This window comes from Bacillus sp. HY001 (genome assembly GCF_007558965.1).
GTDB classification, from domain to species: domain Bacteria; phylum Bacillota; class Bacilli; order Bacillales; family Bacillaceae_G; genus Bacillus_A; species Bacillus_A mobilis.
In genome coordinates this window covers 1-13,404 of the sequence record NZ_VLTE01000030.1, presented here as the reverse complement: position 1 = coordinate 13,404, position 13,404 = coordinate 1, and the positions used below count along the sequence as shown (strand labels likewise).

Annotated in this window: 14 protein-coding genes and 2 pseudogenes; 7 read left to right on the top strand and 9 right to left on the bottom strand. The window is 37.5% G+C overall.

The annotated features are described in order from the left end of the window. Positions 1 to 15 precede the first annotated feature (15 nt). From addB to FOT98_RS14920, 3 genes are read left to right on the top strand one after another with little or no spacing between them, the layout of a single operon-like run. On the top strand, positions 16 to 3,531 hold the full coding sequence (addB, locus tag FOT98_RS14930) for a helicase-exonuclease AddAB subunit AddB (RefSeq protein ID WP_063263211.1): 3,516 nt from the start codon (positions 16 to 18) through the stop codon (positions 3,529 to 3,531). Then, positions 3,528 to 7,253 (top strand): helicase-exonuclease AddAB subunit AddA, encoded by a 3,726-nt coding sequence (gene addA / locus FOT98_RS14925; RefSeq protein ID WP_063263212.1) that lies wholly within the window; start codon positions 3,528 to 3,530, stop codon positions 7,251 to 7,253. Before addB ends, addA begins: the two co-directional genes overlap by 4 nt. Before the next feature lie 12 nt (positions 7,254 to 7,265). After that, positions 7,266 to 7,553 carry an RNA polymerase alpha subunit C-terminal domain-containing protein gene (locus FOT98_RS14920; protein ID WP_063263213.1) on the top strand — a complete coding sequence of 96 codons (288 nt, stop codon included), beginning with the start codon at positions 7,266 to 7,268 and terminating at the stop codon, positions 7,551 to 7,553. 85 nt (positions 7,554 to 7,638) lie between these two features. Here FOT98_RS14920 and FOT98_RS14915 read toward each other — a convergent pair whose 3' ends face one another. Next, the gene (locus FOT98_RS14915; protein WP_144291083.1) at positions 7,639 to 8,016 is read right to left on the bottom strand and encodes a DUF1433 domain-containing protein; all 378 of its coding nucleotides are present in this window, start codon (positions 8,014 to 8,016) and stop codon (positions 7,639 to 7,641) included. A 146-nt stretch (positions 8,017 to 8,162) separates the two neighbouring features. Beyond that, positions 8,163 to 8,540 (bottom strand): DUF1433 domain-containing protein, encoded by a 378-nt coding sequence (locus FOT98_RS14910; RefSeq protein WP_132133744.1) that lies wholly within the window; start codon positions 8,538 to 8,540, stop codon positions 8,163 to 8,165. Between the two features lie 58 nt (positions 8,541 to 8,598). On the opposite strand from FOT98_RS14910, the pseudogene FOT98_RS14905 reads away from it, so the two are divergent. Continuing rightward, positions 8,599 to 9,767: pseudogene (locus tag FOT98_RS14905) on the top strand (hypothetical protein). 10 nt (positions 9,768 to 9,777) lie between these two features. Next, on the top strand, positions 9,778 to 10,158 hold the full coding sequence (locus FOT98_RS14900) for a hypothetical protein (protein WP_063263236.1): 381 nt from the start codon (positions 9,778 to 9,780) through the stop codon (positions 10,156 to 10,158). 260 nt (positions 10,159 to 10,418) lie between these two features. On the opposite strand, the gene gerPF is transcribed toward FOT98_RS14900, so the two are convergent. From gerPF to FOT98_RS14865, 7 genes are all read right to left on the bottom strand, one after another. Then, positions 10,419 to 10,634, bottom strand: coding sequence for a spore germination protein GerPF (gene gerPF, locus FOT98_RS14895; protein ID WP_001141570.1), 216 nt, complete (start codon positions 10,632 to 10,634; stop codon positions 10,419 to 10,421). Between the two features lie 42 nt (positions 10,635 to 10,676). After that, complete coding sequence (locus FOT98_RS14890; protein WP_061676293.1) at positions 10,677 to 11,063, bottom strand: spore germination protein GerPE; 387 nt, start codon at positions 11,061 to 11,063, stop codon at positions 10,677 to 10,679. A 15-nt stretch (positions 11,064 to 11,078) separates the two neighbouring features. Then, positions 11,079 to 11,273: a spore germination protein GerPD gene (gene gerPD / locus FOT98_RS14885; protein WP_001052807.1), complete on the bottom strand. Its 195-nt coding sequence runs from the start codon at positions 11,271 to 11,273 to the stop codon at positions 11,079 to 11,081. A gap of 6 nt (positions 11,274 to 11,279) precedes the next feature. After that, complete coding sequence (gene gerPC / locus FOT98_RS14880; protein WP_063263235.1) at positions 11,280 to 11,894, bottom strand: spore germination protein GerPC; 615 nt, start codon at positions 11,892 to 11,894, stop codon at positions 11,280 to 11,282. A gap of 67 nt (positions 11,895 to 11,961) precedes the next feature. Continuing rightward, positions 11,962 to 12,168, bottom strand: coding sequence for a spore germination protein GerPB (gerPB, locus tag FOT98_RS14875; protein WP_001012508.1), 207 nt, complete (start codon positions 12,166 to 12,168; stop codon positions 11,962 to 11,964). A gap of 14 nt (positions 12,169 to 12,182) precedes the next feature. Then, positions 12,183 to 12,404 carry a spore germination protein GerPA gene (gene gerPA / locus FOT98_RS14870; protein ID WP_001111187.1) on the bottom strand — a complete coding sequence of 74 codons (222 nt, stop codon included), beginning with the start codon at positions 12,402 to 12,404 and terminating at the stop codon, positions 12,183 to 12,185. Positions 12,405 to 12,500: 96 nt separating this feature from the next. Further along, positions 12,501 to 12,680 (bottom strand): aspartyl-phosphate phosphatase Spo0E family protein, encoded by a 180-nt coding sequence (locus tag FOT98_RS14865; protein ID WP_000462840.1) that lies wholly within the window; start codon positions 12,678 to 12,680, stop codon positions 12,501 to 12,503. A gap of 385 nt (positions 12,681 to 13,065) precedes the next feature. Here FOT98_RS14865 and FOT98_RS33560 point away from each other — a divergent pair. Both FOT98_RS33560 and FOT98_RS14860 read left to right on the top strand, forming a co-directional pair. Continuing rightward, positions 13,066 to 13,146: pseudogene (locus tag FOT98_RS33560) on the top strand (IS607 family transposase); the annotation flags it as partial. After that, on the top strand, positions 13,109 to 13,404 hold a 296-nt coding region (locus FOT98_RS14860), incomplete at its 3' end, for a helix-turn-helix domain-containing protein (protein WP_483861238.1). The pseudogene FOT98_RS33560 and the gene FOT98_RS14860, both read left to right, overlap by 38 nt.

The following is a 13,404-nucleotide window of genomic DNA, read 5'->3' as shown; positions in this document are numbered from 1 at the left end:
GAAAGGTGGGGTTACATGTCACTTCGATTTGTGATTGGTAGAGCGGGAAGTGGAAAAAGTACACTTTGTTTACACGAAGTGCAAGAAGAGTTAAAGCAGCGCCCAAGAGGGGAAACAATATTATATCTTGTGCCAGAACAGATGACATTCCAAACGCAGCAGGCGTTAATTGGTAGTGAGGATGTTAGAGGTTCTATTCGGGCACAAGTTTTTAGTTTTTCACGGTTAGCGTGGAAGGTACTGCAAGAAGTTGGCGGAGCGAGTCGTCTTCACATTGATGAAGCGGGCGTACATATGCTACTTCGTAAAATTGTAGAGTCTCGTAAAGATGGATTATCAGTGTTCCAAAAAGCAGCGGAGCAAAACGGTTTCTTTGAACATCTTGGTAGTATGATTGCGGAGTTTAAACGTTATAACGTGACGCCATCTAACGTATATGAAATGTGGCAACAATTAGATGCACATAGTAGCAGTGCCGAACAAAAGCTATTAGCGAATAAAGTGTATGATTTACAACTATTATATGATGATTTCGAGCGTGCTTTAATCGGAAAATATTTAGATTCAGAAGACTACCTGCAATTGCTAGTGGAAAAGCTTCCGCAATCTGAATATGTAAATGGGGCTGAAATTTATATAGATGGATTTCATTCTTTCTCACCGCAAGAGCTAGAAATTGTAAGACAGCTTATGATTTGCGGAGCGAGGGTTACAATCACGTTAACGATAGATGAAAAAACGTTAGCGCAGCCAGTAAATGAACTAGATTTATTTTATGAAACGACATTAACGTATGAAAAAATAAAGCAAGTGGCGCGTGAAGAGAAGATAGAAATTGAAAAAACGATTCCACTTATGGAACAACCACGTTTTCATTCGCAAGCATTAGCGCATTTAGAAACGCATTATGAAGCGCGTCCGAATGAAAAGTTTCACGGGGAAGCAAGTGTAACGATTCATACAGCAGCGAATTTACGAGCTGAAGTAGAGGGTGTTGCCCGTGAAATTCGTAGACTTGTGGCGGATGAAGACTATCGTTACCGAGATATTGCGGTTCTTCTTCGTAATGGAGAAAGTTATTACGATGTGATGCGAACGTTATTTACAGATTATAATATTCCGCACTTCATCGATGAAAAACGCCCGATGTCACATCATCCGCTAGTAGAATGTATTCGTTCTGCACTAGAGATTATTAGCGGGAATTGGCGTTATGATGCAGTGTTTCGCTGCGTGAAAACAGAGCTTTTATATCCATTAGACGTAAGAAAAGAAACGATGCGCGAAGAGATGGATGAGTTTGAAAACTACTGTTTAGCGTACGGTGTACAAGGGAAGAGATGGACTTCTGAGGATCCGTGGATGTATCGTCGCTATCGTTCTCTTGACGATACAGACGGGATGATTACAGACAGTGAACGTGAAATGGAAGAGAAAATAAATCGACTACGCGACGTTGTAAGAACGCCTGTGATTCGTATGCAAAAAAGGCTGAAGCGTGCTGGAACAGTTATGCAAATGTGCGAAGCGGTTTACTTATTTTTAGAAGAGCTTGATGTTCCGAAAAAACTAGAAGCATTACGTATTCGTGCAGAAGAGAGTGGAGATTTCTTATTCGCGACAGATCATGAGCAAGTATGGGAAGAAGTAATGAGTCTTCTTGATACGTTCGTTGAAATGCTTGGCGAAGAGAAAATGTCACTTTCTATGTTCACAGATGTTATGTCGACAGGTCTTGAGGCGCTTCAATTCGCAAACATTCCACCGTCATTAGATCAAGTGTTAATTGCGAATATTGATCGTTCTAGATTATCAAATGTGAAAGCAACATTTGTCATTGGCGTGAATGAAGGAGTAATTCCAGCAGCACCTATGGATGAAGGTATGCTGTCTGATGAAGAAAGAGATGTTCTTAGTGCTGCAGGTATCGAATTAGCACCAACGACGAGACAAACTTTATTAGAAGAACAGTTCGTTATGTACCAAATGGTAACGAGAGCGACTGAGAAATTATATATTTCTTGTCCGCTAGCAGATGAAGAAGGAAAGACGTTACTTGCGTCTAGCTTTATTAAGAAAATAAAAAGAATGTTCCCTGATGTGAAAGATACATTTATTACGAATGACGTAAATGATTTATCACGTTCGGAACAAATTTCATACGTAGCAACGCCAGAAGTAACGTTGTCATATGTAATGCAGCAACTTCAAACGTGGAAGCGATACGGATTTGAAGGGAATTTAGACTTTTGGTGGGACGTATATAACTTCTACGTTACTTCAGATGAATGGAAGCAAAAAAGTAGCCGCGTATTATCAAGCCTATTTTACCGAAATCGTGCGCAAAAGCTAAGTTCAGTTGTAAGTAGAGATTTATACGGAGACACAATAAAAGGAAGCGTCTCTCGTATGGAACTATTTAACCGTTGCGCATATGCTCATTTCGCGCAGCACGGTTTATCATTAAGAGAGCGTGATATTTTCAAGCTGGATGCACCGGATATTGGCGAGCTATTCCATGCAGCGCTGAAGAGAATTGCAGACAGGCTATTACGTGAAAACCGTACTTGGGCGGATTTATCAATAAAAGAGTGTGAGCATCTTTCTGCTGTAGTAATAGAAGAGATTGCACCGTTATTACAAAGACAAATTTTATTAAGTTCAAACCGTCATTTCTATTTAAAGCAAAAACTACAACAAATCATTTTCCGTACCTCAATCATTCTTCGTGAGCACGCGAAATCAAGTGGTTTCGTACCAGTTGATTTAGAAGTGCCATTCGGTATGGGCGGTACAGGATCACTTCCGCCAATGGAATTCTCATTACCAAATGGTGTGAAGATGGAAGTAGTTGGCCGTATTGACCGTGTTGATAAGGCAGAAGATGAAAGTGGTACGTTCCTACGTATTATTGACTATAAATCAAGCTCAAAAGCATTAGACTTAACGGAAGTGTATTACGGATTGGCACTTCAAATGTTAACGTATTTAGATGTTGTTACTTCAAATGCACATACGTGGATGAAAAAAGGTGGCACGGCTTCACCTGCTGGTGTACTGTACTTCCATATTCATAACCCGATTGTTGAGATGAAGGGTGATGCATCTGAAGCGGAAATCGAAAAAGAAATTTTAAAGAAATTTAAAATGAAAGGACTCGTGCTAGGCGATGCTGATGTTGTTCGTTTAATGGATAACAAACTTTCAACAGGAAGCTCTGATATTATTTCTGCGGGTCTGAAAAAAGACGGTAGCTTTAGTGCGCGTTCGAGCATTGCAAGTGAACAAGAGTTTAACGTATTGCAAAAATACGTACACCATACGTTTGAAAATATCGGAAAAGATATTACAGAAGGCGTTATCGATATTGCTCCTTACAAAAAGGGGAATAAAGCGGCATGTACGTTCTGTAACTTCAAATCTGTTTGTCAGTTCGATGAATCACTTGAAGATAATCAATTCCGTACGCTAAAAGATATGAAAGATAGCGAAGCGATGGAGAAAATTAGAGAGGAGGTTGGCGGAGAATGATTGAAAATTGGCCTGAAAAACCAGAAGGTAGTCAGTGGACAGATGACCAGTGGAAAGCAGTTGTAGCGAACGGACGTGATATTTTAGTCGCAGCAGCAGCTGGATCAGGGAAAACAGCGGTATTAGTTGAACGTATTATTAAAAAGATTATAAGTGAAGAAAATCCAGTCGATGTCGACCGCCTGCTCGTTGTAACATTTACGAATGCAGCGGCGCAAGAGATGAAAAATAGAATTGGGGAAGCGTTAGAAAAAGTATTAATTGATGAGCCAGGCTCTCAGCACGTAAGAAAGCAGCTGAGCCTATTAAATAAAGCATCTATTTCGACGATCCATTCCTTTTGTTTACAAGTAATTAGAGGATACTACTACATGCTTGATGTTGATCCTCGTTTTCGCATTGCGAATCAAACAGAAAACGAATTATTAAAAGAAGAAGTATTAGATGACATATTAGAAGCAGAGTATGGAATTGAAGATAATACGATATTCTTTGAACTCGTTGATCGTTATACGAGTGATCGTAGTGATGATGACTTACAGCGTATGATTTTAGCGCTTCATACAGAATCAAGAGCGCATCCAAATCCGGAAAAATGGCTCGATAAATTAGTAGAAGCATACGACGTGGAAGGAAAAACAATTGAAGATTTAGTGTATGCTTCTTACTTATTGGAAGATGTGAAATTCCAGCTTGAAACAGCAGAACAGCATATTCGTAAAGCAACCGAACTCGCAATGCTTCCTGACGGCCCGGCGCCTCGCGTTGAAACCTTGCAAGCTGATGCAGTTTTACTTGGAACGTTATCATCAGCTGCTCGTGAATCGTGGACAAGCGTTTATGAAGCGATGCAAAACGTATCGTGGCAAACGTTAAAGCGTATTAAGAAAAGTGATTACAATGAAGATATTGTAAAACAAGTAGACTCTCTTCGTAATAAAGCGAAAGATGAAGTGAAGAAATTACAAGAAGAGTTATTTAGCCGCAAACCTGAAAGTTTCTTACGAGATTTTCAAGATATGCATCCTGTATTAGAAAAACTCGTACAGCTTGTAAAAGTATTTACAGAGCGTTTCCAAGCGATGAAACGAGATAAAGGAATGGTCGATTTCACAGATTTAGAGCATTTCTGTTTACAAATTTTAAGTGAACAAAGTGAAAACGGTGAAATGAAGCCATCAGCAGTAGCGCTTCAATATCGTAATAAATTTGCTGAAGTACTAGTCGATGAATATCAAGATACGAACTTTGTGCAGGAATCCATTATTAAATTCGTAACGAAAGATTCTGAGAGTGAAGGGAACTTGTTCATGGTAGGTGACGTGAAGCAGTCGATTTATCGTTTCCGACTAGCAGAACCAGGCCTGTTCCTAGGAAAGTATAAACGCTTCACACAAGAAGGATCGGGCGGCGGAATGAAGATAGACTTAGCGAAAAACTTCCGTAGTCGTCATGAAGTGTTAGCGGGTACGAACTTTATTTTCAAACAAATTATGGGTGAAGAAGTCGGAGAAATCGACTACGATGCAGACGCTGAATTAAAGTTAGGTGCTAGCTATCCAGAAGGTGAAGATGTAGCGGCAGAACTACTATGCATTCAGCAAACAGAAGAAGAAGTGCAAGACGGTGAAGAAGGTGCAGAAGTAGAAAAAGCGCAACTTGAAGCCCGTCTTATGGCGCAGCGCATTAAAGCGATGGTTGATTCAGGTTATGAAGTGTACGATCGTAAAACGGATAGTATGCGCCCTGTACAATACCGCGATTTCGTTATTTTACTTCGCTCTATGCCGTGGGCGCCGCAAATTATGGAAGAGTTAAAGCTGCAAGGAATTCCAGTATACGCTGATCTTGCGACTGGTTACTTTGAAGCGACAGAAGTAAATATTATGATGAACGTATTCCGCGTGATTGATAATCCAATGCAAGATATTCCACTTGCTGCAGTGCTTCGTTCACCAATCGTTGGATTAAATGATGAAGAACTTGCGACGCTTCGTGCTCACGGAAAGAAAGGTTCGTTTTATGAAGTAATGAGCTCATTCTTAAAAGGGGCACCGCTTGAGGAAGAGCAAGAACTACATGATAAATTAGAGTGGTTCTATAATTTACTGCAAGGATGGCGTGAATTCGCGCGCCAACAGTCACTTTCTGATTTAATTTGGAAAGTATACGGTGAGACAGGTTATTACGACTTTGTTGGCGGTTTACCAGCTGGAAAGCAAAGGCAAGCAAACCTACGTGTACTTTATGACCGGGCAAGACAATATGAAGCAACATCGTTTAGAGGATTATTCCGCTTCTTACGCTTTATTGAGCGTATTTTAGAACGCGGTGACGATATGGGTACGGCGAGAGCTTTAGGTGAACAAGAAGATGTCGTTCGTATTATGACGATTCATAAAAGTAAAGGATTAGAGTTCCCAGTTGTATTCGTAGCGGGACTTGGTCGTCGTTTTAATACACAGGACTTAATGAAACGCTTCTTACTTCATAAAGACTTCGGTTTCGGTTCGCAATTTATCGATCCTCGTAAACGTATTAAATATACGACATTATCGCAACTAGCAATTAAGCGTAAAATGAAAATGGAGTTAATCGCGGAAGAAATGCGCGTATTATACGTAGCGTTAACTCGTGCAAAAGAGAAGTTAATTTTAATCGGAACGGTTAAGGATGCAAATAAGGAAATGGAAAAATGGCTTGATGCGAGGGAGCATAGTGAATGGTTATTGCCAGACCATATACGTGCCGGAGCGTCTTGTTATTTAGATTGGATTGCACCTTCATTATATAGACATCGTGATAGTGAAATGCTTCTTGAATTAGGACAAGGGAGTATTCCAGGTGAAATTTATGACTACGACACGAGCTGGAAAGTAGAAGTTGTTGACGGTAGCACGTTACTCGCGCCGGAACCGGTTCAAGAAGAGAAACAAGAATTACTAGAAGCACTTCGTGAGAAAAAAGCTGTTCCCCTGCAAGGTGAACGAAAAGAAGAAGTGTATGACAGATTAATGTGGAAGTACGGATATGAGGAAGCAACATCTCACCGTGCGAAACAATCTGTTACGGAAATAAAGAGAAATTATCAATCTGAAGAAGGTAGCGATAACGCCTTTATTAAAAAAATGCGTGCACCAATTCAAACGCGCCCTCGTTTTATGGAGAAAAAAGGATTAACATACGCTGAAAGAGGTACGGCAGTTCATGCTGTTATGCAGCATGTTGATTTGAAGAAGCCGATTACAGAAGAAGTAATTCGGGAACAAATTAGTGGCATGGTTAATAAAGAACTATTAACATTCGAACAAGCCGAAGAAATAGCAATTGAAAAAGTCATTTCATTCTTTGACAGTGACCTAGGTAAAAGGGTATTAGCGGCGAAAAGTGTTGAGCGTGAAGTACCATTTACGATGATGCTTGCAGCAGAAGAAGCATATCAAGATTGGCAAGGGCAGAGCGGGGAATCAATTCTTGTCCAAGGGGTTATCGACTGTATGATTGAAGAGGAAGACGGCATTACGTTAATCGACTTTAAAACAGATACGATTGAAGGGAAATTCCCAGGCGGATTCGAGCAAGCGAAGCCAATTTTAGAAGATCGATACAAAGTACAGCTTTCGTTATATGCAAAGGCACTTGAGAAAAGCTTGCAACACCCAGTGAAAGAGAAATGCTTATACTTCTTTGATGGCAATCATGTTGTCGAAATTGAAGAATAGAGGGACTTGAAAATGGCAACAGAAAAAACGTTAAGAACGTGTGAAAAAGGACATGAATACTACAAAAGTAGTGATTGTCCAACTTGCCCGACTTGTGAGAAAGAAAAGAAGCCAAAAACAGGATTTCTTTCACTTCTTTCATCACCAGCACGAAATGCGCTAGAGCATCATGGAATTCACACGATAGAAGAACTATCAAAGTATAGTGAAAAAGAAATTTTAAAACTGCACGGTATTGGACCAGCGTCTATGCCGAAGCTTAGAAAGGCTTTGGAGGACGCTGGGTTATCATTTAAATAAAAAGATAACTTCCTTAGTCCTTATAAAAAACGTACCGTTGCATGCTTCTTAAAACGGGACGCAAAAGAGAAGAGTAGTGCAAAGACTACTCTTCTCTTTTCTCTTGTTTTTCAATTTCAGATACAGATTTTGCTGGTTTTTTTATCAATTCATCTAATTCTCCGGAACATGTAAAATCATCTTCAAAATTTTCTGTAGTACTAATATAGGCCATAAAATCTAATTTTTCATCATTGTTTATATAACCTTTTAATCTAGGAATACCCATTGGACTTACACTGTGTTCTTTAAATGTAATCGTTTTTACATCCTTAACGTTATAATGTATATACTTTTCGACTCTTGCTTCTTGTACTTTCCAAAATTTTTCTTCTTGTTCTTTATGTTTTAAGTATTCCATAGTAAAATACCCTCCTGCTATAATGAAAACAACAAGTGTAAAAATTACCAATTTATTTTTCATAGGATATCCCCTTGAGTTTGAATATAGTTAAAATATACCATGAAACGAGTTGGGACCTAATTTGCTGCACCAAATATTTATCGTTTGCTTAGTGATATAGCAAAAAAACGGGCTATAGGACGCAAAAGAGAAGAGTAGTGCAAAGACTACTCTTCTCTTTTCTCTTGTTTTTCAATTTCAGATACAGATTTTGCTGGTTTTTTTATCAATTCATCTAATTCTCCAGAACATGTGAATTTGTCTTCAAAGTTTTCGGTCGTGCTTATACGTGCTATAAAATCTAATTTTTCATCATTGTTTATATAACCTTTTAATCTAGGAACACCCATCGGACTTACACTGTGTTCCTTAAATGTAATTGTTTTTACATCCTTAATATTATAATGTATATACTTTTCTACTCTTGCTTCTTGCACTTTCCAAAACTTTTCTTCTTGTTCTTTATGTTTTAAGTATTCCATAGTAAAATACCCTCCTGCTATAATGAAAATAACAAATGTAAAAATTACCAATTTAATTTTCATAGGATATCCCCTTGAATTTGAGTATAGTTAAAATATACCATGAAATGAGTTGGAACATATGAATGAATTTAAAAAGAATCCAATTGCGACAGATGAAGATTATTTTGAGCTATCAGATCAAGTTTATGATGACGAAATTTTAAAAAAGGGAGCAAAAATAACAGGATTTAATGGTCGGGAATGGAAAATTATAGAAACGATAGATGCAGATAAAGAGAAAATAAAAAACGGATTGCAAGCAATCGCTGTAGTGCCTGCAGAAGAATATAAACCAAATAAAAAACGTTACGAAAATATAATCTATTCATTCCGTGGAACAGAGTTCGGGAAATTTGATGGAGACTTGTCTACAGACACATTTCAGATTTCAGCTGGGATGAAAAAAACTTAGGTATGGTAGATGGAAAGGTACAAAATCTACCTACATCATTTGATAGTGCGCTAGAATTTGTAGATAAAGTGAATAAAAAATATGAACCAACTTCTGTTCATACTACCGGACACAGTAAAGGGGCCGCAGAAGCTCAATATGTAGCTGCAGAGAGGAATTTCTATACAACAACATTTGCTGCACCAAATATTTATCGCTTACTTAGTGATAAAGCAAAAAAACGGGTAGATGAAGGAGTTATGGAAAATAAGGCCGTAGATTATACACATAAAAAAGATGCTGTAGGAAATTTTGAACAGTTCGGAGCACCTATGATTGGTAAACAATTTACAACAAAAAGTAATGGAGTAGATAGAGTTCTTGCAGTGTTATTTATGGGGGAACATCCTATGAAGACTTTTAAAGATATGTTCCGTAAAAATGGTAGTGTCCGATTAGAGTTAGAGCCTGATGAAATTATGAAACATGCAAGAGAATTACAACAATTAGGCGATGTATTATCTACTGTAATTAGAAATATAGAGGAGTTTCAACAAAAAGAAGCGGAGGGAATCTCACAATTAAAAAGAAAATTAAAATATGAAACACAACCAGGTGGGAAATATCATCTTTTAGCAGAATATGAAATAGACGATGCAATTCGAGAAGTCGCAAAGGCGACTCAAAATGGGCAAGAATATTTTTATAATGTCCAGCTTGCAGAAGAATTAATACATAATTTAAAAAAGAAACAAAGAGAATTACAGCAGTTTGGGGAAGAGATTATCCATGCAGCTAATTCGTTAAGAGACAAAGATGGTCAATTGAATAAAAATTTCAAAGGATTGGTAAAGTGAGGGTTGAAAAATGAATTTCATTGAAGAAATAAGAAAAATAGAAAGTCAAATTGCTAATACAACAGGGGACTTAGCCAATCAAATGATTGATGAATTACAAGCCACTAAAAAACAACTCGAAAGACAAATGGAGCGTGTAATGCTAAAAACAGAGGTAGACTTGAAATCTTTAGATATTATAAAGGAAGACAACCTTACTTTACAAAAAAATATTAGGGAATTTCACGTTCTACAAACTAGTATCCGTAATATCGCATCAAAATTAGAAGGAAGTTTTGAAAGTAAAACAGGTACTGGAATACAAGAGGTATTAAAAAAACATGAAAAAGAAACAGCTCATAACCTATTAAATCAATATGTTCAACTATCAAATAGTTGTGGGAAAAGATGACGTATTTTGCTCAATCATCCTAGTTCAGTGCTCAGCGGGTTCTGTTAAGATATGAGTAAGAATAGGCACGGTTGTACTAGAGATCAACGGAGCAATTTCCGAGGGCTTCATAAAATATAAATCAAGGGAATTTTGTTTGCGTATGGCAAAAATACAGAGTTTTATTCAAAGATTAAAAAAGTGTCTCTGGTGCCAAAGGCAGCGGAGACACTTTTTTTACTGTCTACCTATAGAGGTACTGCAAAGGAACACCTCTTTTTTTACGCTGTTCCAATCTGATCTTGATCGGCCACATCAGAATCAAACGTATTTGTTGCACTAACGCCGCTAAAAGTATTCACGACAAATCCAACATTGGAAGCTCCGGATCCATTATAAGCTTTCGTATTTTCTTTCGGAGATACGTTATAAAAATCCCCTAAATTAAAAGAACCATTACTGTTTTGAACGACGAGATTTCCAACAACGGAAGGCATACCATCCACCTACTTTACTAAGCTTTTTAATTACTATATGAATTATGGAGCGGAAGGTTCATCAGTAATATATTGGCGGATTTGCATAATACGAGAGTTATTGAAAGCATAATCAACATTTCCAATTTGAAAGCAACCAGAATTTAAGAGTGTTCGTAATTCAACGTCATTCACTTCAATAAAAGGACATTCATTTACAATGTTTAATTTTACATCTGTCGTTCGTTTTGGGATTGTGACATGTTCATCAGTAAAAATTTCAAATGCATCTAAGCGACCTTCGCCTTTTATATAACAAGGAATTTCCCGGTGGACGGCAAGAGCCCTACTTTTTAACTCCATTTGATTTGCATCTCCAACTTGGAACACGGCAGTAATCCCTAAAGAAATAATAGAAACATTTTGGACAACAGACACATGATGTAACATAATTTCTCAGTCTCCTTAACCTGGGGTAGGAGGGACATCTGTTACTAACGGTACAAACGGCCCCTCTGTTACAGTTTCAAATGGTGTATCAAGAATAGAAGATAGAATGAGGAGGTTCGCATCCCCAATTAAAAAGAGTGCAGATGACGATACACCGTTCATTTTAATCTGGCCGACCTTTAATTCACGATTTACAACGTTAAGATTCATACATACTTACTCCTTTCGGAAATTGCCCGGTATGTGTTGAATAAAAGAGAGGAAGGCTTTGTCGATATCATGTTTCATTGCTTGAATAATAATATCTCGCAAATAGTCTGGATCTGTTGAAATTCCTTCATATGATTGCGCTTGTGTTAAATAATAAGGAAGTCTATGCTCCATCTGTTTTTTTATGTCATCAACCATCATTTGTCGATACATTTCATCGAGCGGCGTTCTCTCTTCTTGTTCAAAATGGAGAATTCGATTATATGCTTCTTCATCTAAGTAACGATGCATTTCTTGAAGAATCCCTTGGTAAAAGTCTGGATTTGTGTCAGTCTCAGGGTTGACCTTCAAAGTTTCTGTATCTACTTGGAAATCTTCAATTTGCTGTCCTTTTGCTGAAAATGGGTTTAAACCAATATTTAAAGTGCCATTTAAGTTTTCTACTTTTAATTGATCGAATTTGTATTCCACTTTTCCTACAGAAGAGGAGGGGCGATTTTTTAATTCGTTAAGCTCTTCTTGGAGCTGACGCACTTGTTCTTCTAAATTCAGAATGGCTGCTTGTTGTGTTTGAAGAGCTTGCTGAAGTTGGTGTAAGTAAGTATATATATCTTGATTCATTTGTGAAACCTCCTTTTCAATAGGGAGGGTAAATATATTCCTGCTATATATTTATGACAAGGATGTCTTAAGAAGAACTAGTTGATGGTTTGATAGAAATAATTTGTCCTTTCGCCTGTAATGGGCGAAGGGGTTCTGTAAATCCGCCAGTATTAGAGAACTTAGATAGAGCTTTAATACTTCCAGCAGTACCAATTTGAAATACAGAAGAGGTTGTAATGCTATCAATTTTAATGCTGTTAATGATGATGCTTTGGTTTACGTAAAAATTCAATGCAATCGCCTCCTCTAAGTTGAACCAATTATCGCTTGATCAATTACATCGGAGTCATTAACAGTCGTTGCGCTTTGATAATTGTAGACAGAAACGTTATCTCCAACATTAAAAGAGCCGGCCCCGGCGAAAGCGCGTGAATAACTAATAGGCCTAATCGCAAATACATCTCCAATATGAAAAATACCACTTGATCCAATATTGACGATACGAATATGTCCGACCATAGCTGGCATACAAAACACCTTTCGTTTTTAAAATTTTCTTTTCTACTATTGTATGGGCGTTTTCAATAAAATGTGTGTTTTTTTGAAATAAAAGAAACACACGCGTTATTGCGTGTGTGTATCGAGTGTTTGATTAGGGTGAAAATCCGTATGTACATGCCAAATTGCATTTAAGAGCCTGTCCAGTTCTTGGCTACAATCCACTGTTTTTTGAGAAGTCATTCCGTAGCGTTCCGCAAAATAAATCATTTTTTCACGTTTTTTTTCAATCGCTTGCTCAAACATTGAAATCGGCTCCATCTCTAAATGAAATTTTTAGTATATATGTAGTACATATTATACAAAAACCCCATAAAAAAGAAATACTTTCGCTAAAAAAAGTAAATTTTCTACATTTTATGTCAAATATGAAGGAGTAACAAATAGGATAGGAGAAGAATATTGTAAAAATTAGCGTGCATGAGAAGGTTTTTTTCTTACGGATGCGAATACAATTAAAGGGTAACTAACTGTTACGATTTATTTAACCAATTATAACTAAAGTTAATTAAATATGTCAGTAAGACCAGCTAGTCAAGTGATTGGCCAGTAGTGAGGTTTAACTGCAGGCAATCCCTAAAGCTGATTGAACTACAACGTGGCTAGAAATGGTGAGCGTGAATGTTGCGAGAGTAGAAAAATCAATCAGATGATTAAGGAGTTGACTTCTGATGATATTGGCGAAGAAAGTCAGACTGATTCCAACGCCTGAACAAGAAAAAGTGCTTAGAAATCATGCCGGTGCTGCAAGGTTCGCTTATAACTATTGTAAAAGAATGAGTGATAGATACTATAAGCTATTTGGAAAATCTGCTTCACAGTTAGCTTTACAAAAACGATTTACAAAGATCAAGAAGCGAAAGAGATATGAGTGGTTAAAAGACATCAATGCACAAGTTCCCAAACAGGCTTCAAAAGATTTTGATACGGCGAGGAAAAATTCTTTCGAAAAGTACAAAAATGGTTCTCA